Consider the following 21,152-nt stretch of genomic DNA (forward strand, 5'->3'; position numbering starts at 1 on the left):
TTTTGCGCTTCTGATTCAATTTTAGAGCGTTTTTTTTGAGAATGGATTAACCTTGTGCCAGGCCAGGCACAGGAGACAGCTTCATGACTATTCAATTCCCAAGGGATGCGGCACCATTTATTGCGACCAGCCGCGACATCTTGCGGGCACACGGTATCGAGGTAATTATAGGCAGCGATTTCGATGAATATCGCGAGATCATTGCCGATGAACGAAAGGTTCAGCAGCTCGGATCACCGTTCAACAGTCAGATGCATGAGCTTTCGAGTGCCAATGCGTTTTGGCTGATCGGGCGGAACGCGGACGGCGAGTTGATCCATACGCAGGCCGCCAAGGGAATCAATCTGGGGGGCAAGAATTTAAGCGGGTATCTGCTGCGGCAGTATAAGGCGTTTCCGCCGCCGCTTGCCGGCGTTAATCTAGAAAAATCGCGCTATCGTGCGACACCTGGCGCACATAGAATTCGCGGCCATGTGATCTACCATGGCGAAGTCTGGATGGCGCCAGACGAGAGCCGCTATCGCGGCGTCGGGTTGTCGACCGTGCTGGCCCGAACCGGATTGCTTGAAATCCTGCGCCGCTGGGACCCCGATTATATCTACGGTTTCATGCTGCGCAGTGTCGCCTTTAAAGGCTTTGCCGAGCGGATGGGCTATATGCATAACGAGCCCGGTGCCCTGTTGTGGTCAGTCGATGGCCGCGACGCGCAGATCGAAGCTTTTTTGACCTATCTCAGCCGGGAAGATGCACGGTTCTTGCTTGATATTCCCGTAGAAGATCTTGTGGCCCAAGCGGCGTGATACAAAAAGGGCCGCAGAATACTGCGGCCCTTTTTGCGTAACTCCGGTGCCTTAGCCGATCGCGGCGGCCCTAACGTCGTCGTCGATGAACGGCAGGTACTGCTCAAAGTTGTCCGAGAACATCGTGACCAGCTTGGCCGCCTGGCGGTCGTAGGACTGTGGATTGTCCCAGGTGCGGCGCGGGTCAAGCAGGATGTCAGCGACACCGTTCACTGAGACAGGCACATCAAAGCCGAAGTTCGAGTCTTTGCGATATTCTACATCTGCCAGACGTCCTTCGAGTGCGGCAGTCAGCAAGGCGCGGGTTGCCTTGATCGGCATCCGCGACCCGGTGCCGTGGGCCCCGCCGGTCCAGCCCGTGTTAACCAGCCAGCAGGTCGCGCCATGCTGGGCGATCTTTTCACGCAGCAGGTTGCCATAGACTTCGGGGCGGCGCGGCATGAAAGGCGCACCAAAGCAGGTGGAGAACGTAGGCTCAGGCTCTGTTACGCCGCGTTCTGTACCCGCCACCTTGGAGGTGAAACCGGACAGGAAGTGATACATAGCCTGCGCCGGGCTGAGACGTGCAATCGGGGGCAGCACGCCAAAGGCATCGCAGGTCAGCATGATGATGTTCTTAGGGTGGCCGCCGACGGCCTTGGCCGATGCGTTCGAGATATAGTGCAGCGGATAGGCCGCACGCATGTTGGCTGTCAGAGAATCATCGTCGAAATCCAGCTCGAAAGTGTCTGGATCAAAGACCATGTTTTCGATCACGGTGCCAAATTTGGACGTGGTGGCATAGATCTCTGGCTCGGCCTCGGGCGACAGGTTGATCGTTTTGGCATAGCAGCCACCCTCAAAGTTGAAGGTGCCGTTGTTGGACCAGCCGTGTTCATCATCGCCAATCAGCGTGCGTTCAGGATCAGCCGATAGCGTTGTCTTGCCGGTGCCCGACAGGCCAAAGAACACGGCTGTGTCGACTGGGTTGCCGGTGGCATGATTGGCCGAGCAATGCATCGGCATGATGCCTTTTTCGGGCAGCAGGTAGTTCAGCAGGGTAAAGACCGATTTCTTGTTCTCGCCCGCGTATTCCGTGCCGCCGATCAGGATCATCTTACGGTCAAAGTTCATCGCGATAACGGTGTCAGACCGGCAATCGTGTTTCTTTGGGTCCGCCTTGAAGCTGGGGCAGTTAATAACCGTGAAGTCGGCGGTAAAGTCGTCCAGTGCGTCCTGATCAGGGCGGCGCAGCATGGTGCGGATGAACAGCCCATGCCAGGCCAGTTCGGTGACCATACGCACGTTAATCGCATGTTTGGGGTCGGCGCCGCCCACCAGATCTTGCACGAAATAGTCGCGGCCCTGCATGTGGGCGATCATATCGGTATAGAGCGCGTCAAACCCTTCGGGTGACATCGCGGCGTTGTTTTCCCACCAGATCGTGTCGGCAACGCTGTCGGTCTTGACCACGTGCTTGTCCTTGGGCGACCGCCCGGTGAACTTTCCCGTGGTGACGAGGAAAGCCCCGCCACGCCCCAGGGTGCCTTCGCCACGGGCCAGAGCGGCCTGAACCAGCGCAGGTTCCATCTGGTTGTAATAGACATCGCCCAGCCCGGTGATCTGCTGATCTTCTAGGCGGAACTGCGGGTTTACCCGTCCAAATGTCATGTAATGTCTCCTGTAGCTGCGCGTCAGGTGGCGCAAATCTTGCTTGACCGGGCTTAACATACCCTGGGCTGCGAAGGCCTTGCTTGGCCTCTTAACACGATGTTTTCCCTGATGAACAGGCAGCTTTGTCGCAGTTAGCGCCACCATCGACATGTTTGCGCCGAAGGTTCGAAAACCCGCCGAGAAGTTGTGCGCCCTTCACGCAGGCGCTGCAGCGAAAGTGCGGCAATTTAGCCATTCCTAACCAAATTGTGGCGAAATTGGAGCGCCGAGGTGGCCTGATTCGCAGTTAAGGATTGATTCGTTTGGCGAAATTGTTGATCACTGTCCCTAAAAACTAGCAATGTTTTGAGCAGCATAAGGAAACAGGCAATGTCGAAGATCGCATTGGTAGACGATGACAGGAACATCCTGACATCCGTCTCGATGACCCTCGAAGCCGAAGGTTTCGAAGTGGAAACCTATAATGACGGGCAGGCCGCACTGGACGCCTTTAACAAGAAACTCCCCGATATGGCCGTGCTGGACATCAAGATGCCGCGCATGGACGGGATGGACCTGTTGCAGCGTCTGCGCCAGAAATCGGCGATGCCGGTGATCTTTCTGACCTCCAAGGATGACGAGATCGACGAGGTGTTGGGCCTGCGCATGGGGGCGGACGACTACGTCAAGAAACCCTTTAGCCAGCGCCTGCTGGTCGAACGCATCCGCGCGCTGTTGCGCCGTCAGGATGCGGTCGCCACGGACGAGGTCGGCGATACCGAAGAAACCAAGGTGATGGAGCGCGGCGAGTTGCGGATGGACCCGCTGCGCCATGCGGTCAGCTGGAAGGGCAAGGACGTGTCACTTACCGTGACCGAATTCCTGCTGCTTCAGGCGCTGGCGCAACGCCCCGGTTTCGTAAAGTCGCGCGATCAGCTGATGGACGTCGCCTATGACGATCAGGTCTATGTCGATGACCGCACGATCGACAGCCACATCAAACGTCTGCGCAAGAAGATGCGTACCGCCGATGACGAATTCTCGGCGATTGAGACGCTTTATGGTATTGGTTACAGATATAACGAAGAGTGATCTAAGGCTCACGGCCTTGGCCGAAAGGAACTTTGTGCGGGATATGGCCTCTTCCAGTCGTGATGGGGATGTGGTGCTGGGCGACGATTGGGTCGCACCGGACAGCGCCGCGCCAGATGAAATCAGGGTGCACCGGGAACGGCGCGGCCTGTTTTCTTTGCGCGCATCGCCGCTGACCCGCAAGATCATCACCTTCAACCTGATTGCGTTGAATGTGCTGGTTGCCGGCATCTTGTACCTCAATTCCTCGCGCGACAGCCTTGCGGTGCAACGCGCCGCATCGCTGGTGTCAGAGGCCGAGCTGATTGCAGATGTCATCGAAGCGCAGTTGCCGTCGGGTGCGCCGGTCAATCTGGCCACTGGCGACGGTGTGGATGTCGCCGAAACGCTGCTAGGGCTGGACCTGCGCAGCGGTATCGAAGTGTATGTCTACGATCCGGCAGAAACGCTGGTGGGGCGATCGGTCGGCAATCTGAGCCTGCAAAACACCCTGACACCGCAGTCGGATGGCGGTCGCACCCTTTTGACCGACGGGTTGAATTGGGTCTGGGGCAAGGTATCGTCGCCCTTTGGTGCCTCTGACACTTTGCCCTCGCTGCCGGTCGAAGAGCAGTTGCGCGCCCTTGTGGCCCAAAGCCTGAGCAGTGGCACCCAGATCGAAGACAATCTGGACGCCGATGGCGGCACCTTGTTCAGTGTTGTGACGCCGATCATGCAGGGCGGCACCGCCGTGGGCGCTGTGGCCATCGCCAGTGCCGCAGGCGAGATCGACAAATTGGTGCGCAGCGAACGTGAACGCGTCTTGCAGATGTTCGTCATTGCTACGCTGGTCTCCATCGGGCTCAGCCTTGTTCTGGCCTCTACCATCGCCAACCCGCTGGCCGATCTATCTGCCGCTGCCGAGCTGGGCCGCGACAAGGACGCCCGCAAGATGAACCCCGGCCGCATCCGCATCCCCGATCTGACCGCGCGGCCTGACGAAATTGGCCGCCTCTCCGGCGCGCTGCGCGGTATGGTATCGGCGCTTTACAACCGTATTGACGGCAACGAACAATTTGCCGCGGACGTCGCGCATGAGATCAAGAATCCACTGGCGTCACTGCGGTCTGCGGTTGGTACTTTGCGGATGATCAAACGCGAAGACCAGCGTGACAAGCTGCTTGACGTGATCGAACATGACGTACGGCGGTTGGACCGTCTGGTCAGCGATATCTCCAACGCCTCACGTCTGGATTCCGAGCTGGTCAAAGAGGAAGAAGAACCCTTCGATCTGCTGCAAATGCTGGGCAACCTGGGGCAGTACCTGGGCGAAGATGCCAAATCCAAGGGCATAGATTTCATCACGGATCTGCCGGCCAATCCAATCACCGTTCACGGGCTAGAGGCGCGGCTGGCGCAGGTGTTCGTCAACCTGATTACCAATGCGATTTCCTTTTGCGAAGATGGCGACGCCATCCGGGTCTGGGCGCGAAAGCGGGCCAACCGCGTTCTGATCGTCGTCGAAGACACCGGTCCGGGCATTCCCGAACAGGCGCTTGGCAAGATTTTCAAACGCTTTTACTCGCAACGCCCGGACGAACATTTCGGCAATAACTCTGGCCTGGGGCTGGCGATTTCCAAACAGATCGTCGAGGCGCATGGCGGGGTGATATGGGCCGAGAACATTCGCCCGACCGAGGCCGATATCACGTCCGAGCCGCTGGGTGCGCGCTTTGTCGTCGGCCTGCCGACCTGAGGTGCGCCGCCGAGCCGCGCAATGACGTCGAACGCTGAAATAGTGCATGCCAGTTGCGTGGCCATCGCCGGTCGCGGCGTGCTGATCCTCGGACCCTCCGGTGCCGGAAAATCGACCTTGGCGTTGCAGCTGATTGCCCTTGGGGCGACGTTGGTGGCCGATGACCGCACCGAGGTGACGCGACAGGCTGGCGCGGTGATCGCCACCGTCCCAAGCGCGATCAAGGGCCTGATCGAAGCGCGCGGCGTCGGGCTGATCAAGCTACCGGATCACGGCGCTGTGCAACTGGCATTGGTGGTGGACCTAAGCCAGACCGAAACGCAGCGTTTGCCGGACCCGCATGTGCACCTGCTTCAAGGCGTGGCGTTGCCGTGTCTTCACAAATGCGATACCGCTCATTTTCCATCGACGATCACTCTCTACATGTCTAACGACATGGGCGTACAAAAATGACAGACACCGCACTTCCGATCGACAGCGCGCGCCGCCGCTTTGTCTTTGTCACCGGCCCATCGGGCGCCGGACGGTCTTCTGCGCTTAATGTGCTGGAGGATGCAGGGTTCGAAACTATTGACAACCTGCCGTTGCGGCTGATCCCCGCGCTGCTGGCCAGCCCCGGCACGATGCGTCCGCTGGCTTTGGGCATCGACGCGCGCAACCGTGACTTTACCACCAACGCGGTGTTGGATTTGTTGGGCCAATTGTCTGCCGATCCGACAATGCAGGTCGAACTGCTGTATCTTGACTGCTCGACCGACGTGCTGCTGCGGCGGTTTTCGGAAACGCGGCGACGTCACCCGCTGGCCCCGGCGGACCGCGCTGCCGAAGGCATCCGCCTCGAGCAGGATTTGCTGCTCCCGATCCGCGCCCGCGCGGACGTGCTGATCGACACATCAAGCCTGAACGTCCACGAATTGCGCGCCGAGGTCGACCAATGGTTCGCGCCCGGCGGACAACGGCAGCTCAGCGTCTCGGTGCAAAGCTTTTCCTACAAACGCGGCCTGCCGCGCAGCGTGGACATCGTGCACGACTGCCGCTTCCTGCGAAATCCCTATTGGGAACCGAGCCTGCGGGCCCTCAACGGCCGCGATGCCGCGGTAGCGGCCCATGTGGCCGGCGACCCGCGGTTCGCCGATTTTGCGCAAAAGGTGCTGGAACTGAGCCTGCTGCTGCTGCCAGCCTTCCGCGAAGAGGGTAAATCGTACATTTCAATCGCCTTTGGCTGTACCGGCGGACAACACCGTTCGGTGACGCTGGCGGAACATCATGCTTTGCGCCTTGCAGAGCAGGGGTGGCAGGTGTCAATTAGGCACCGGGAGCTGGATCGCCAGCAGTCTGTAGAGGCAAAGACGTGATTGGAATTGTGATCGTTGCACATGGTGGGTTGGCGCAAGAGTATCTTGCCGCCATCGAACATGTCGTGGGGTCGCAGTTTGGCGTGCGCGCCATCGCCATCGAGGCCAATCACGACCGCGCTGCCAAGGAACGCGAGATTTGCTTGGCCGCCAATGAGGTGGACCAGGGCGCGGGTGTTGTGGTTGTGACCGATCTGTTCGGCGGCTCGCCCTCGAACCTCAGCTTGCTGGCCTGCCTGCCCGAGAATCGCCGCATCATCTATGGTGCCAACTTGCCCATGCTGATCAAACTGGCCAAATCCCGCCAGATGGATGTCCCGGATGCCGTGCGTGCGGCGCTGGAAGCGGGTAAAAAGTATATCGACAGCCAGAACGTCAGTGCCGGTTAAGGAAATCCCAGACACATGCCCGAATTTTCTCTTAAGATCGTAAACGAAAAAGGTCTGCACGCCCGCGCTTCGGCCAAACTGGTCGAGGTCGTCGAAGCATTTGACGCCCGCGCCGAGGTCAGCAAAGGTGGGATGTCGGCATCTGGCGACAGCATCATGGGGCTTTTGATGTTGGCCGCCGCGCGGGGGAGCACGATCGACGTGCAGACCTCCGGGCCCGACGCCGATGCACTGGCTGCCGCCTTGACCGCCCTGGTGGCGGACAAGTTCGGTGAAGGCTTCTGAGGTTAGGACCTTCTAGAATAAGGGATTGGCCATCAAAATGGATGACGCACAGCATATGACAGCACCGCAAACGGCACAGGATGAAGGCACGGTAAGCTTCACCAAATACGACCGTAGCAGCCTGTCCTATGCCTCGACTTTTGATGATCCGGTGAAGGCCGGGATCATCAGCGCGATGGAGCTGTTCACTGGCAAGCTGACCATCCTGCGGTTGATCCGCAAGTTTGAGCGCCGCGGCGCGCCGTCCGGGCAAGCGTTCTGGCGCGCGGCGCTGGATACGATGGGCATAGATCTGACCACCCCGCAGTCCCAGCTTGACCGCATACCCAAAGAGGGTCCAGTCGTGGTTGTGGCGAACCATCCGCACGGCATGGTCGACGGCATGATCTTTGCCGACCTGATTGGCCGTGTGCGCCCCGATTACCGCATCTTGACGCGGTCCCTGCTGACCTCAATCGACGAGGTCGCGGGCAGTTACATGATCCCGGTGCCGTTTCCGCATGATCCCGATGCGCAGCGCAAAGGCGTTGAAATGCGGGCCAACGCGATGGGGCACCTCAAAAACGGCGGCGTTGTGGCGCTGTTCCCCTCGGGTGTGGTGGCTACGTCTGAGACCTATTTCGGCCCCGCCGTCGAAGCGGAGTGGAACGTATTTACCGCCAAGATGATCCGCCGCTCAGGCGCCACAGTGGTGCCGATGAAATTCCCCGGCCAGAACAGCCGCGCCTATCAGATCGCCAACAAACTCAGTCCGATGTTGCGCCAAGGGTTGCTCCTGCATGAGATCGTGCACGCCTGTAACAAGCCACAGGGGCCGATCGTAGGCAATCCGCTGGACCAGGCCGAGATTGACAAATGGGCCGATGATCCGCGCGGTTTCATGGCCTGGCTGCGCGCGCATACGCTGGCGCTGTCAGACTAGTCGGGACGCACAAGAGCTAATCCCTTCATCCTTTTACAAATACCCTCGGGGGGATCGCGCCGTGGCGCGATGGGGGCAGCGCCCCCATTGGTCAGGTAGGACAGCCCGATCGCCTAGCGTGTCGGCACAGGGGTTTCGCCCCGGTAATCATAGAATCCGCGTTGCGTCTTGCGGCCCAGCCACCCGGCCTCGACGTATTTGGTCAATAGCGGGCAGGGGCGGTATTTCGTATCGGCCAGCCCGTCGTGCAACACGTTCATGATCGCCAGACAGGTGTCTAGCCCAATGAAATCCGCCAACTCTAACGGTCCCATCGGATGATTGGCACCCAGCTTGAGCGAGCTGTCGATGGACTGCACGTTACCCACCCCTTCATAGAGCGTATAGACCGCCTCGTTGATCATGGGCATCAGGATGCGGTTCACGATGAAGGCGGGAAAATCTTCGGCCGATGCGGCAGTCTTGCCCAGACGGTCGACCACGATCTTGCAGGCATTATAGGTTTCCTTGTCCGTGGCGATGCCTCGGATCAGTTCGACCAGTTGCATCACAGGCACCGGGTTCATGAAATGGAACCCCATGAATTTTTCGGGTCGGTCCGTGCGGCTGGCCAATCGCGTGATCGAGATGGACGAGGTGTTTGACGTCAGGATCGTCGTGGGCTTGAGGTGCGGTATCAGGTCTTCAAAAATTGCCTGCTTGACCGTCTCGCGTTCGGTCGCGGCCTCGATCACCAGATCGCTCTGACCCAGATCGGTCAGCGTTTGCGTCGTGGTGATCCGCGCCAAGGCGGCATCACGTTCGTCCGACGTAATCTTTTCGCGGCTGACCTGGCGGTCCATGTTGCCGGTCACGATATCGACAGCCCGTTGCAGGGCGTCGGCACTGACATCCGTCAACAACACGTCATAGCCTGCCAATGCCATCACATGGGCGATGCCGTTGCCCATTTGGCCCGCGCCAACGATGCCGATTGTCTGGATGTCCATGGCCTGTCCTTTGCTGCTGTTCGGCGCACAATAGGGCGCGCGGGGGCGGGGCTGCAAGGGCCGGAGTTTATGAAATCTGTCGTCAAATTGGCGCATTAAGCGAATCGCAGCATGGAACATGCATTCTGCCCATGGGTGAATAAAATGAGGTGGGTGTATGACCTATGATGTAATGGGGCCGGGGGCCCTAGACTATCTTCCGTGCCGATATGGCACGTCCAAGCTGCTGTTCCGCGGACCGCGCCGCGATCTTGACAGACCTTACGTCGCCTTTGTCGGCGGGACAGAGACATACGGTAAATTCATCGAAGACCCCTATCCGGCACTGACGGAAACCCGGCTGGGCATGACATGTGCCAACTTTGGCTTTCCCAATGCGGGCATTGATGCCTTTGCGAATGATCCCTTTGTCGTGCAGGCCTGCAACGATGCCGAGGTGACCGTGGTTCAGGTGATGGGGGCGCAAAACATGACCAATCGGTTCTACTCTGTGCATCCGCGTCGCAATGATCGGTTTGTGTCGGCCTCTGCCCTGCTCAGCACGATCTATCGCGAGGTCGATTTTCCTGATTTCCATTTCAACAAACATATGTTGAGCCATCTGCTGAAAGTGTCACCAGAGCGTTTTATCGCGGTGCGCGCCGAGTTACAGCAGGCGTGGACGGCCCGCATGAAACTGCTGTTGGGGCAAATCAGGGGCAAGACCCTGCTGCTGTGGCTGGCAGACCACGCGCCGCATCCCGAAACCCGGCAAGAAGGATTTGATTTGGGCAGCGACCCCTTGTTCATCACGCAGCAGATGATGGAACACGTCGCGGAATTTGCCACCGAAACTCAGATCGTGGTGAGCAGCAAACAGGCCGCCGCCAAAGGCACGGAGGGCATGATTTTTGGCGAGATGGAGGAAATGGCCGCGTCAGAGATGCTGGGCACCGACGCCCACGCAGAAGCGGCCGAGGTGGTAGCGGACAGGCTAAAGACGATGCTGTGACCGCCGGGTGCGTCCGCATGAGATGCAAAAAGGCCCGCCATTTCTGGCGGGCCTTTCGCGTGTATAACAGGGTTTGCGCCCCGAATTACAGTTTGTCGATCAACTCAGGCACAGCTTCGAACAGGTCAGCGACCAGACCGAAATCAGCCACCTGGAAAATCGGTGCTTCTTCGTCCTTGTTGATCGCGACGATGATCTTGCTGTCCTTCATGCCCGCAAGGTGCTGAATCGCACCAGAGATGCCGACAGCAACATAGAGACCCGGCGCCACAACCTTGCCCGTCTGGCCAACTTGCCAGTCGTTCGGGGCATAGCCACTGTCAACCGCCGCGCGCGAGGCGCCAACAGCGGCACCCAATTTGTCGGCCAGTTTCTCGATCAGCGCAAAGTCTTCTTCAGAGCCGACACCGCGACCACCGGACACAACCACGCCTGCACTTGTCAGTTCGGGGCGGTCAGATTCGGCAACCTTGTCTTCGACCCATTCGGACAGGCCGGGGTTTTCAGCAGCCGAAATAGTTTCAACGCTGGCAGACCCACCGGTCCCGGCGGCATCGAATGTTGATGTCCGGAAGGTGATGACCTTTTTCGCGTCGGTCGATTTCACAGTCTGGACCGCGTTGCCTGCATAGATCGGGCGCTCGAATGTGTCGGCATCCACAACACCTGAGGCGTCAGAGATGATCATCACATCCAGCAATGCCGCCACGCGGGGCATCACGTTTTTCGCGTCTGTCGTGGCCGGGGCGACGATGTGATCATAGTCGCCTGCCAGCGACACGATCAGCGCTGCCGTGGCTTCGGCCAGACGGTGACCCAGCATCGGGTCTTCGGCAACCAGCACCTTGGACACGCCGTCGATCTTGGAGGCCGCGTCGCCTGCCGCTGCGGCAGAGCTGCCGGCGGCCAGAACAGTCACGTCACCCAGCGATTTAGCAGCGGTCACGGTCTTGGCGGTCGCGTCCATGGACAATTCGCCATCGGTGATTTCTGCAATCAGAAGAACAGCCATTATACAGCCCCCACTTCTTTGAGTTTCGCCACAAGCTCGTCTACGGAGCCGACCTTGATCCCCGCAGCGCGGGTTTCAGGCTCGATCGTTTTCACGATTTCCAGGCGATTTGCGACGTCGACGCCATAGTCGGCGGCTGTCTTTTCATCCAAAGGCTTTTTCTTGGCCTTCATGATGTTGGGCAGCGACGCATAACGTGGCTCGTTCAACCGCAGATCTACGGTCACGACGGTTGGCATCTTGACCTTGATGGTCTGCAAACCACCATCGACTTCGCGGGTCACCGCAGCATGATCACCGTCGATTTCGACTTTGGACGCAAATGTCGCCTGGCTCCAGCCCAGCAAGGCCGACAGCATCTGGCCGGTGGCGTTCATATCGTTGTCGATCGCCTGTTTACCGCAGAGCACGAGGCCCGGCTGTTCTTCGTCGACGATCGCCTTGAGGATCTTGGCAACCGCCAATGGTTCGATGTCCTGATGCACATCATCGGTGGCCACGACAAGAATGGCGCGGTCCGCGCCCATTGCCAGCGCCGTGCGCAGGGTTTCCTGCGATTGCTTGACGCCGATGGACACGACGACGATCTCGTCCGCCTGGCCAGCTTCCTTGAGCCGGATGGCCTGTTCGACGGAAATTTCGTCAAACGGGTTCATCGACATTTTCACGTTGGCAAGATCAACTCCCGATCCGTCCGCTTTGACGCGCACTTTCACGTTGTAGTCGATCACGCGTTTGACAGGCACCAGTACCTTCATGGGCGTTCTCTCTCCTCAGTTTGCGACACGGGCAATTGCTGGCCCGGTCTCCATATTCTCCAGACGGGTGTAACGAAGCACGCGGCGGCAAAACAGGCCAAAATCGGCAATATTAGTGATTTGAACGCCGCGTTCTTAGGCTTTTGTCCCGTTAGCGCCAACGATACGCGCGCTTTCTCCCCCCCTGATCCCGCGATCGACCGCTAGACGCGGTTGGCGCCGGGCACCCAGAGTACATCTTCCTTGCCGCCATTGTTGGCCATGCGTGCCGCGACAAAAAACCAATCGCTAAGCCGGTTCAGGTAGGTCACCGTCGTAGGGTTGATTGTCTCTTGTTCGGCCAGACGCACCGCCAGCCGTTCAGCCCGCCGCGCCACAGTGCGGCAGACATGCAGGTGCGCCGCCAGCGCTCGCCCACCGGGCAGGATAAAGCTGCGCAGCGGCTCCAGCTCGGCATTCATGATGTCGATTTCCTGTTCCAGCCGTTTGACCTGTGCATCGGTCATCCGCAGGGGCGGGTATTCGGCGTCGCGGTCGGCCGCCATATCCGGGCGGCACAGATCAGCACCCAGATCGAACAGATCGTTTTGGATGCGCGACAGCGCCTCGTCCGTGTCCTGCGTCGCCTCAAGCCGGGCAATACCGACAAAACAGTTGAGTTCGTCACTGGTGCCGTAGGCTTCGACGCGGGCATCGTATTTCGTCACGCGTGTGCCGTTGCCAAGCGCCGTGGTGCCCTTGTCGCCGGTGCGGGTGTAAATCTTGTTCAGCACGACCATCAGACAGACCCCTTGCGCAGATAGACATAGAGCAGGATCAGCAGCACGGCGACGAATTGCGCGATGATGCGCCAGCGCATGATTTTGTTGGCGTTGCGTTTGTTAAAGGCGCCGCCGCGGGCAAAGCCACCAAGCCCCAGCAGCAGAACGCCGGCGGTGATGGCGACGGCGATCACAACGATGATGAACAGCGGATCACTTGGCATGGTTTATCCTTTTCAATGCCCCGAGATGTAGCGGCCCATGCCCCGTGCGCAAGTAATATCAGCGCCCCGTCACCCAATCCAGCGCCCGGGTGGGCAGGATGCGGCGCAATATCCCCGCAATATGCGTGGGGGTTGTGACGAAATAACGCGGGCGGGGGCGGGGTGATTCGACGGCATGCACCAGTTTTTCCAGCACTGCTTCGGGGGGCAGTTCAAACCGGTCGGGGCCGCTGCTTTCGTACAGGCGGGGGCGTAGTTTGTTTTCGTAGTCGTCAGCGCGGGCTGAGGATTTCCAGTCGATCCAGCGTTCAAAATGCGGGATCGCCTTGACCCGTAGGCGCGATGTGACAGGCCCCGGTTCGATCAGGATCAGCCGGATGTCGGTGTCGCGCATTTCCAGCCGCTGGGTGTCGGTCAGTCCCTCAAGTGCAAATTTGGTGGCGTTGTATGCGCCGCGCCACGGCATAGCGACCATGCCAAGCACGGATGAACACTGCACGATCCGACCGTGCCCCTGCACGCGCATTACCTTGGTCACGGCGCGGGTCAGCGTGTGCCAGCCAAAAAAGTTGGCCTCGAAAATCTCGCGCAGGGCTTGGGTCGGCAGGTCTTCTACCAGACCGGGGGTCGCGTGGGCGCCATTGTTGAACACGGCGTCCAGCGTGCCGCCGGTTTCAGCCAGCACATGATCCAGCGCTGCGGTGATACTGGCCTCGTCGGTGTAATCAAGCTGGGGGGCGTCAAAGCCTTCGGCGCGCAGGCGATCGCAGTCGGCCTCGGCGCGGCAGGCCGCAAAGACGCGCCAGCCGCGGTCGCGCATACCGTGGGCAGCGGCATAGCCGATCCCGCTGGAACAACCGGTGATCAGGATTGATTTGCCAGACATGCAGCACCTTTCATTCAAAGGCACTTCATCACCCGCCGCCGTGGGAATGGCAACGGGTGATGGTTACATCATCGGCAGGGGATTAGTCGCTGGCGAGCAGGAAATCGGCCATCCAGCCTTCTGCGCCACCATCCAGCGGGCGCATTTTTACCCAGCCGGACCCATCGTCGAGCAGCACTTCGACTGCGTCACCCTGCACCAGTTTGCCAACCACGCCATGATCTGTGCCCGGCCCGCCGCGCACGTTAACGCGGTTGCCGCTGACAGTGCGCAGGTCAGTCCCTGTGTTGTCGTTGGAATAGGTGGTCTGGGTTGCGACGGCGCCATTGTCTGACGGGTCAATCAGGCTGGGGATGATGGCGGGGGTCGTTGCCGAAGACAGAATCACACCGGCGTTCTGCGGCACTGGTGCGGCGAACGCGTTCTGTGGCTTGGCCGGCGCGGCCACGTCTCGCAGGGTGGTCAGGTTCAGTGAAACGCGGGTTACTTCGTTATCCTGTGCCAGATTATCCTGCGCCAATTGCGGCGCGGGGTTCAGCGCCGGCGGTGCTGTGTCAACGACCGCTTTGACGGTGATAGGCTGGGGAAGCGGGTCATTCATGACGGTGGCGGCGTCGGCGGATGCAACCAGAGCCGACCCTTTGTCGGCTTCGGCTGTCGGGGTGTTTCGCGCCATGCGCACGCTGGCTGGTTCAAAGTCGGCACCGCCGCTCATCTCATAGAAAGCCCAGCCCAAAAAACCAAATGTCAGTAGGATGAATTTCGTCATCGTACACCCCCGAAATCAAAAAAATAAGCAGCTAGTGAGGGCACAACGCAGAACTCCCCTATTAGTTTCATACCAAAGAACTGTTTTCGGCGGCAGTGCAAAAAGCAGAAAGTTTTGGCAGTTGCTGCGCTGCCGCACCTTTGACGGTCATCTTGGGCAGGGTGCAATCTCGCGCTTGCCCGCCTGCCGCCGCTTGACTACAAGAGCCTGCATGTCAGACGTAATCCCCCCCCCTGAAACGGACCCCAACGACCTTTCCGAGCCGCTGCGCCGCGCGCTGGGGGACCGGTATCTGACCTATGCGCTGTCGACGATTATGCACCGCGCACTGCCCGATGCCCGCGACGGACTAAAACCGGTTCACCGCCGGATTCTCTTTGCGATGCGCGAGTTGAAACTGGCGTCGAACGGCGGTTTCCGTAAATCCGCCAAGATTTCGGGCGACGTGATGGGTAACTATCACCCGCACGGCGATGCCGCGATCTATGACGCGATGGCGCGTCTGGCGCAGGATTTCAACGTCCGCTACCCGCTTGTTGACGGGCAGGGTAACTTTGGCAACATCGACGGCGATAACCCCGCCGCCAGCCGCTATACCGAAGCGCGGATGACTGCCGTTGCCGAGGCGATGCTTGAAGGGCTGAACGAAAACGCCGTTGATTTCCGCGAGAACTATGACGGCACGCTAACCGAACCCGTTGTTCTGCCTGCGCAATTCCCGAACCTGCTGGCAAACGGATCGTCCGGGATTGCCGTTGGCATGGCAACGAATATTCCGCCGCACAACATTGCCGAGCTCTGCGACGCCTGCGTGCATCTGATCAAGACGCCGGATGCCCGCGACGACACGCTGCTTAACTATGTGCCAGGCCCCGATTTCCCCACCGGCGGTGTCATTGTCGAACCGCCCGAGAATATCGCCAACGCCTATCGCACCGGACGCGGATCGTTCCGCTTGCGCTGCCGTTGGGAGGTCGAAGATCTGGGCCGGGGGCTGTGGCAGATCGTGATCACGGAAATTCCTTATCAGGTGCCAAAATCGCGTCTGATCGAAAAGATCGCCGAACTGATCCAGACCAAGAAGATCCCAATTCTGGGCGACGTGCGCGACGAATTTGCCGAAGACGTGCGGATGATCATTGAACCCCGATCCAAGAACGTCGATCCGGCGGTTCTGATGGGCATGTTGTTCCGCAATTCCGATCTTGAGATTCGCTTCTCGCTCAACATGAACGTGTTGATCAACGGCGTGACGCCAAAGGTCTGTTCGCTCAAAGAAGTGCTGCGCGCCTTTCTCGATCACCGCCGTGAGGTGTTGCAGCGCCGCTCGACCCACCGGATGGAAAAAATTGACCACCGGCTTGAGGTGCTCGAAGGCTTTATCATTGCCTTTCTGAACCTCGACCGTGTGATCGACATCATCCGGTACGACGACGACCCCAAGGCAGCGCTGATGCGCGAGGACTGGGGCCGCGACCATGTGCGCGCCCGCGACGAGGCGGATTATGTCTCGCCACTGCCGTCGGCCGAAAATTCGCTGAGCGAAGTGCAGGCTGATGCGATCCTGAACATGCGCCTGCGGTCCTTGCGGCGTCTGGAAGAACTGGAACTGCTGCGCGAACAATCTGCCCTGATGGAAGAGCGCGCCGGCCTCGAAGACCTGCTGGAAAGCGAAGACCTGCAGTGGTCGACCATTGCCGATCAACTGCGTGAGACCAAAAAGAAGTTTGGCAAGGACTGGGTGATTGATGGCGTTAATCGCGGTCAGCGTCTGACCACATTCGAGGTCGCAGGCGAAGTCGAGGATGTGCCGATCGAGGCGATGATCGACCGCGAACCGATCACCGTGGTTTGTAGCCAGATGGGCTGGATCAGGGCGATGACGGGCCATATCGACCTGAACCGCGAATTAAAGTTCAAGGACGGCGATGCCCCGCGCTTTACCTTCCACGCTGAAACGACCGACCGCCTGCTGGTCTTTGGGTCGAACGGCCGTTTCTACACAATTTCTGCCGCCAGCCTGCCCGGCGGGCGCGGCATGGGCGAACCGCTGCGGCTGATGGTTGACCTGCCGAATGAGGCGCAGATCGTGGCGCTATTCATCCACCAGCCTGACCGCAAGCTGCTGGTTGCTTCCAGCGCGGGCGACGGCTTTGTCGTGCCTGAGAATGATGTGCTGGCCCAGACCCGCAGCGGCAAACAGGTGCTGAACGTGCGCGGCGACGTGTCGGCGCTGGTGTGTCGGCCAGTGACGGGTGACAGCGTGGCGACCGTCGGTGAAAACCGCAAAGTGCTGGTCTTTGGCCTGGATGAACTGCCCGAGATGGGCCGGGGCAAGGGCGTGCGTCTGCAAAAGTACAAAGACGGCGGGCTGTCCGATGCGGCCACCTTTGACCGGGCGCTGGGGTTGACATGGCTTGACCCCGCCGGCCGCACCCGGAGCGAAGTCGATCTGGCCGAATGGACCGGCAAACGCGCCAGCGCCGGGCGCATGGCGCCACGCGGTTTCCCGCGGGATAACAAATTTACCTGATCCGGGGGCCGCGCTGCCATGAGCGACATCAGCACTGCAAACGGCCCGTGGGACAGCGTTGCAGGGTCGCGGGGAATGGCCGCGCCTGACGCTCGGCCACCGGCACCGCACCCCGCCGCCCAAGGGATGATGGTGCACTTCAACGGGCGGCGCGGGGCGCTGTTCTGGTTGGCGCTGCGCACAGGGTTCTACACCATCCTGACGCTGGGCTTTTATCGGTTCTGGATGAAAACACGTCTTAGGCGCTGGTACTGGTCGGCGATCCGTCCGGGGGGGCATCCGCTGGAATATGTGGGCGACCCGTGGGAAAAGCTACTGGGGTTCTTCATCGCGGTGGTGATCCTGACGTTTTATATCGGCATCGTGAACCTGCTGCTGATGTTCGTCAGCTTCTCGGTATTCAACTCGTCCATGCTGGGCTATCTGGCCAGTTTCGCGGGTATTGTGCCGCTGTGGTTCTACGCCCAGTACCGCGCGCGGCGCTATGTGCTGGGGCGCACGCGCTGGTGCGGGGTGCGGTTCGGGCTTGAACCCGGCGCCTGGGGCTATGCCGGGCGGGCGTTGATGCACTGGGCGATCACGATTGTCAGCTTGGGTTTGCTGTGGCCGCGCATGACCTTTGCGCTTGAAAAATACCGCACTGACCGCACCTTCTTTGGGTCGGCCCGGTTGGTGCAGGGCGGTCGGTGGCAGATGCTGTACCGCGCGTCGGGACCCTTTGCCATCGCCGCGCTGGCCAGTGCCGCCACGGGGCTATGGCTCCTGTGGTGGGGTCCGGTCGTGCCCTCCGGGGCATTTGATTTGAATGAGATACTGACGGGGTCTGCGACGGCCTTCGACATCGACCTGAAAGGCATGCGGCTCCAAGATCCGATGCGCCTGTGGTTGGTGCCGCTATGTCTGGCTGCGCTCGTCTATGGTGCAGTTCATTACCGCTGGGTGGCCAAGCGTCTGATGGCCAATGAAAAGTCTGCGCCCGGTCTGCGCTTTGCCTCGCGGCTCAGCGGGCCTCGGGTTGGGGTGATCTATGTTCTGGGGACGTTCATCGCCTATCTGGTGCTGGTACTGGGGATCGCGCTGATCGTTTTCATGGGGGTGATGATGTTTGGTTTTGGCAGCACGCTGAACCCCGAGTTGGCGCTGGTCATGGCCGGGTGGCCGCAGTGGCTGTCGGTTGTGCTGCTCGCCGTGGTCTATATCTCGGTGCTGCTGATGTGGGGCGTGATGTGGAATGCTTTCGTTGTCTTTCCGCTGATGCGACACATGGCGCTGACGACCTCGCTGCCCGATGTTTCTGGCCTGCCTGCGGTCAGCCAGCGCGCCCGCGATGAATTTGCCGAGGCCGAAGGCTTTGCCGAGGCGCTTGATCTGGGGGCCGCGATATGAGGCGGCCTGCCATGCCTGATGCCACGGACCGCAGCGCGTCAGGGTATTTCGACGGCGACCGCCCGGTGCCGCAGCAGGTCGAGGTCAGCATCAATGCCGCTGCGGGCCTGCTAGAACTGACCCTGCCGGATGACCGCGTGATCGGATGGCCGCTCCGCGAGGTGCGCCGCCTGCCCGATACCGCAGGGGGGGACATTGCGCTGCTGCGCTGGCTGGGCGATCCGGTGGCGCGGCTGGAATTGGGGGACCGGTCCGTGTTGCGCGCCTTGCCGCGCGCGCATCGCAGCGCCCCGCCCAAGGGGCGCGGGCGGCTTGCGGGCTGGGCCGTGGCCGCCGTGGCTGCTGTGGCGTTGCAGATCGGTGTGCTGGTGCCGCTCTTGGCTGACAATCTGGCGCGGTTCATCCCGCCTGCCGGGGAACGCGCCCTGGGCGAGGCGACCTTTGGCCATATCCGGTCAGCGCTGGACCAAAGCGGGCTGAACCCGGTGCCGCTTTGCGACGCAGCGGCAGGGACCGCTGCGCTGCACCGCCTTGCTGACACGCTGACCGCCGGGCTGGAGGTGCCGCAGGACATCACCGTGTCGGTACTGGACCACGAGATGGTCAATGCCTTTGCCCTGCCGGGCGGCTTTGTCGTGCTGTTTCGCGGGCTGATCGACAAGGCGCAGAGCCCCGATGAGGTGGCCGCTGTGCTCGCCCATGAGATCGGCCACGTTGCCAGCCGCGACCCCACCCGCCACGCGTTGCGCTCTGCCGGGTCGATTGGGGTGTTGGGGCTGTTGCTGGGCGATTTTGCCGGCGGCGCGGCGGTGCTGTTCATGGCAGAGCGGTTGATTTCCGCACAGTATTCGCAAGGGGCCGAGGCCGGGGCAGATGAATTTGCCCATGTCGCACTGGCCGAGGCCGGGATCAGCCCGGCGGCCTTGGGCGATATGTTTGAACATATGCGTGATGACGGCGGCGATCACGATGGGGTGGTGGCGCATTTCCTGAGCCATCCGACCCTGGGCGCGCGGATTGACGCAGCGCGGGCGGCGGTCAACCCGTCGACACGTTATGAAGCAGCGCTATCCGCCGATGATTGGACGGCGTTGCGCGCCATTTGCAAGTAGCGCAGCCCATCGGGATTTTTTGAAAATCCCGGCCCGTTTTCTTTTAAAGAAAACGGATGCTAAGCGAGCGGCTCTGCCGTCATCCATACACCGCCTTCGGGGCGCAGGGTGAGAATCATGACCGGCTCGGGGTCTTTGCCCGGCACCGGGGTGAACTTGAACCGCCCCAGCAGCGTGGCAAGGATGATCACCGCCTCTTGTAGCGCGAAACTAGCCCCGATGCAGATGCGCGGCCCGTCGCCAAAGGGCAGGTAGGCATAGCGGTCGATCGCCTTGCGGTCGGCAAATCGCTCGGGGTGAAAGGCGTCCGGATCGTTCCACAGCAGCTCGTGCCGCCCCAGCGCGTAGATCGGGATCATCACCGTATCGCCTGGCAGGATCTGGCGGTCGCACAGGGTATCTTTCTTGAGCGCCGTGCGCGAGATGATCCCGGCAGCGGGATAGAGGCGCAGGGCCTCGTCGATGATCATGCGGACATAGGGCAGGTTTTCGACATCGTCGCCCGTACAGGGCCGGTCCCCCAGCACCGAGCGCACTTCGGCGCGGGCGCGGTCCTGAATGTCCTGATCAAACCCCAGCAAATACATGGACCAGGCCAGTGTCAGGGCCGTTGTCTCATGGCCCGCCACGATAAAGGTCAACAGGTTGTCGCGCAGCTCGGCGGTGTTCATCTTGCGCTGGGTCTTGGGGTCAACGCCGTCCAGCAGCAGGTCCAGCAGGTCTGGCACCCCGTCATGGCCGCGCTGCACACGTGCCTCAATGGCGCTGTCGGCCATCGTCTTCATCTCTTTCAGGGCGGCACCCGACATGACCCTGCCGGGGCGCGGCACCCAGTCGGGAAAGCCGAGGATGTCGAACAGGCTGATCTTGCCCGCCTCGGCAATATAGTCGTCAATCGCCCCATGTACCTTGTCGCGGTCAAAGGTATCGCCGCCGGAAAAGGTGACGTCGCCAATCACGTCAAAGGTGGTGGTGACCATTTCATCAAGCATGTTCACCGCGCGGGGCCCGGCCGTGGCAATACGGTCCGCGGCGCGGGTGGCGGCGGCGGTCATGATCGGTGACAGGTTCATCACGTTGCGGTGCGAAAATACCGGCGCGGCCGCCCGTCGTTGCCAGCGCCAATGCGCGCCCTCGGCGATGAACAGCGATTCCCCGATGGCGGGTTTCAGCAGATTCTTGGTAACCGTCGACTTTGGGTAATCGTCCAGTCGGTCCAGCAGGATATGCCGGATCGCTTGCGGGTCCATCACCATATGCCAGCGCTTGCCGGTCTTGCCCGACACCATCGGTTGCTTGGTGGCGATGGCGGGAATGATACTCAGGACATTGCGCCGCGCCTGTTGCAGGCTTTTCCAGATGCCCCAAGGCTCTGTCACGAGCGGGACGCGGACGGGGTGGCGGATGGGACTGGTCATTGGGTTTCCTTCGTGCCTGACCTCAAGATAGGGTCGCGGCCCGGTCTTGCCAACGCGGCAAATGATTGCACCGCTTGTCGGCATGGGGTATCGCGGAGCGGAC

Annotated in this window: 21 protein-coding genes; 12 read left to right on the plus strand and 9 right to left on the minus strand. The window is 60.5% G+C overall.

Annotation, left to right across the window (positions count from 1 at the left end):
• Positions 1–83 precede the first annotated feature (83 nt).
• Positions 84–800, plus strand: a complete 717-nt coding sequence (locus tag AC1965_RS03100; RefSeq protein ID WP_483885839.1) for a hypothetical protein — start codon at positions 84–86, stop codon at positions 798–800.
• A gap of 51 nt (positions 801–851) precedes the next feature.
• Here AC1965_RS03100 and AC1965_RS03105 read toward each other — a convergent pair whose 3' ends face one another.
• Entirely contained in the window at positions 852–2,450 is a 1,599-nt protein-coding gene (locus tag AC1965_RS03105; protein ID WP_483885840.1) for a phosphoenolpyruvate carboxykinase, read from the minus strand.
• Between the two features lie 372 nt (positions 2,451–2,822).
• On the opposite strand from AC1965_RS03105, the gene AC1965_RS03110 reads away from it, so the two are divergent.
• The 7 genes from AC1965_RS03110 to AC1965_RS03140 are packed head-to-tail and all read left to right on the plus strand — an operon-like array spanning position 2,823 to position 8,210.
• Complete coding sequence (locus tag AC1965_RS03110; protein WP_483885841.1) at positions 2,823–3,524, plus strand: response regulator transcription factor; 702 nt, start codon at positions 2,823–2,825, stop codon at positions 3,522–3,524.
• A 43-nt stretch (positions 3,525–3,567) separates the two neighbouring features.
• Positions 3,568–5,259 (plus strand): sensor histidine kinase, encoded by a 1,692-nt coding sequence (locus tag AC1965_RS03115; RefSeq protein ID WP_483886973.1) that lies wholly within the window; start codon positions 3,568–3,570, stop codon positions 5,257–5,259.
• Between the two features lie 57 nt (positions 5,260–5,316).
• Positions 5,317–5,712, plus strand: coding sequence for an HPr kinase/phosphorylase (locus tag AC1965_RS03120; RefSeq protein ID WP_483885842.1), 396 nt, complete (start codon positions 5,317–5,319; stop codon positions 5,710–5,712).
• On the plus strand, positions 5,709–6,614 hold the full coding sequence (gene rapZ, locus AC1965_RS03125; protein ID WP_483885843.1) for an RNase adapter RapZ: 906 nt from the start codon (positions 5,709–5,711) through the stop codon (positions 6,612–6,614). Before AC1965_RS03120 ends, rapZ begins: the two co-directional genes overlap by 4 nt.
• Positions 6,611–7,003 carry a PTS sugar transporter subunit IIA gene (locus AC1965_RS03130; protein ID WP_483885844.1) on the plus strand — a complete coding sequence of 131 codons (393 nt, stop codon included), beginning with the start codon at positions 6,611–6,613 and terminating at the stop codon, positions 7,001–7,003. Before rapZ ends, AC1965_RS03130 begins: the two co-directional genes overlap by 4 nt.
• A 15-nt stretch (positions 7,004–7,018) precedes the next feature.
• Entirely contained in the window at positions 7,019–7,288 is a 270-nt protein-coding gene (locus AC1965_RS03135) for an HPr family phosphocarrier protein (RefSeq protein ID WP_483885845.1), read from the plus strand.
• 37 nt (positions 7,289–7,325) lie between these two features.
• Positions 7,326–8,210: a lysophospholipid acyltransferase family protein gene (locus AC1965_RS03140; RefSeq protein ID WP_483885846.1), complete on the plus strand. Its 885-nt coding sequence runs from the start codon at positions 7,326–7,328 to the stop codon at positions 8,208–8,210.
• A 113-nt stretch (positions 8,211–8,323) separates the two neighbouring features.
• Here the strand turns inward: AC1965_RS03140 and AC1965_RS03145 are convergent, their stop codons facing one another.
• Positions 8,324–9,199, minus strand: a complete 876-nt coding sequence (locus AC1965_RS03145) for a 3-hydroxybutyryl-CoA dehydrogenase (protein WP_483885847.1) — start codon at positions 9,197–9,199, stop codon at positions 8,324–8,326.
• A gap of 157 nt (positions 9,200–9,356) precedes the next feature.
• Between AC1965_RS03145 and AC1965_RS03150 the strand changes: the two genes are divergently transcribed.
• Positions 9,357–10,190, plus strand: coding sequence for a DUF6473 family protein (locus tag AC1965_RS03150; RefSeq protein WP_483885848.1), 834 nt, complete (start codon positions 9,357–9,359; stop codon positions 10,188–10,190).
• Positions 10,191–10,275: 85 nt separating this feature from the next.
• Here AC1965_RS03150 and AC1965_RS03155 read toward each other — a convergent pair whose 3' ends face one another.
• The 6 genes from AC1965_RS03155 to AC1965_RS03180 all read right to left on the minus strand — a co-directional run bounded on the left by AC1965_RS03155 (position 10,276) and on the right by AC1965_RS03180 (position 14,600).
• Entirely contained in the window at positions 10,276–11,202 is a 927-nt protein-coding gene (locus AC1965_RS03155; RefSeq protein ID WP_483885849.1) for an electron transfer flavoprotein subunit alpha/FixB family protein, read from the minus strand.
• The gene (locus tag AC1965_RS03160; protein ID WP_483885850.1) at positions 11,202–11,960 is read right to left on the minus strand and encodes an electron transfer flavoprotein subunit beta/FixA family protein; all 759 of its coding nucleotides are present in this window, start codon (positions 11,958–11,960) and stop codon (positions 11,202–11,204) included. The genes AC1965_RS03155 and AC1965_RS03160 overlap by 1 nt, the downstream gene beginning before the upstream one ends.
• 203 nt (positions 11,961–12,163) lie before the next feature.
• Positions 12,164–12,739, minus strand: a complete 576-nt coding sequence (locus AC1965_RS03165; RefSeq protein WP_483885851.1) for a cob(I)yrinic acid a,c-diamide adenosyltransferase — start codon at positions 12,737–12,739, stop codon at positions 12,164–12,166.
• Positions 12,739–12,945 carry a twin transmembrane helix small protein gene (locus tag AC1965_RS03170; RefSeq protein WP_483885852.1) on the minus strand — a complete coding sequence of 69 codons (207 nt, stop codon included), beginning with the start codon at positions 12,943–12,945 and terminating at the stop codon, positions 12,739–12,741. The genes AC1965_RS03165 and AC1965_RS03170 overlap by 1 nt, the downstream gene beginning before the upstream one ends.
• Before the next feature lie 58 nt (positions 12,946–13,003).
• Positions 13,004–13,831 (minus strand): SDR family NAD(P)-dependent oxidoreductase, encoded by an 828-nt coding sequence (locus AC1965_RS03175; protein ID WP_483885853.1) that lies wholly within the window; start codon positions 13,829–13,831, stop codon positions 13,004–13,006.
• An 82-nt stretch (positions 13,832–13,913) separates the two neighbouring features.
• Entirely contained in the window at positions 13,914–14,600 is a 687-nt protein-coding gene (locus AC1965_RS03180) for an SH3 domain-containing protein (RefSeq protein WP_483885854.1), read from the minus strand.
• A gap of 211 nt (positions 14,601–14,811) precedes the next feature.
• Here AC1965_RS03180 and parC point away from each other — a divergent pair, with 211 nt between their 5' ends.
• The 3 genes from parC (at position 14,812) to AC1965_RS03195 (ending at position 19,631) form a co-directional block, all read left to right on the plus strand.
• Entirely contained in the window at positions 14,812–17,133 is a 2,322-nt protein-coding gene (gene parC, locus AC1965_RS03185; protein WP_483885855.1) for a DNA topoisomerase IV subunit A, read from the plus strand.
• A 126-nt stretch (positions 17,134–17,259) separates the two neighbouring features.
• Entirely contained in the window at positions 17,260–18,519 is a 1,260-nt protein-coding gene (locus AC1965_RS03190; RefSeq protein WP_483886974.1) for a DUF898 family protein, read from the plus strand.
• Positions 18,520–18,530: 11 nt separating this feature from the next.
• On the plus strand, positions 18,531–19,631 hold the full coding sequence (locus AC1965_RS03195; RefSeq protein ID WP_483885856.1) for a M48 family metallopeptidase: 1,101 nt from the start codon (positions 18,531–18,533) through the stop codon (positions 19,629–19,631).
• Positions 19,632–19,690: 59 nt separating this feature from the next.
• Here the strand turns inward: AC1965_RS03195 and AC1965_RS03200 are convergent, their stop codons facing one another.
• A complete protein-coding gene (locus AC1965_RS03200; RefSeq protein ID WP_483885857.1) occupies positions 19,691–21,049 on the minus strand; it encodes a cytochrome P450 in 1,359 nt (452 codons plus the stop codon).
• Positions 21,050–21,152 lie beyond the last annotated feature (103 nt).

Source organism: Sulfitobacter sp. KMM 9851 (assembly GCF_057178245.1).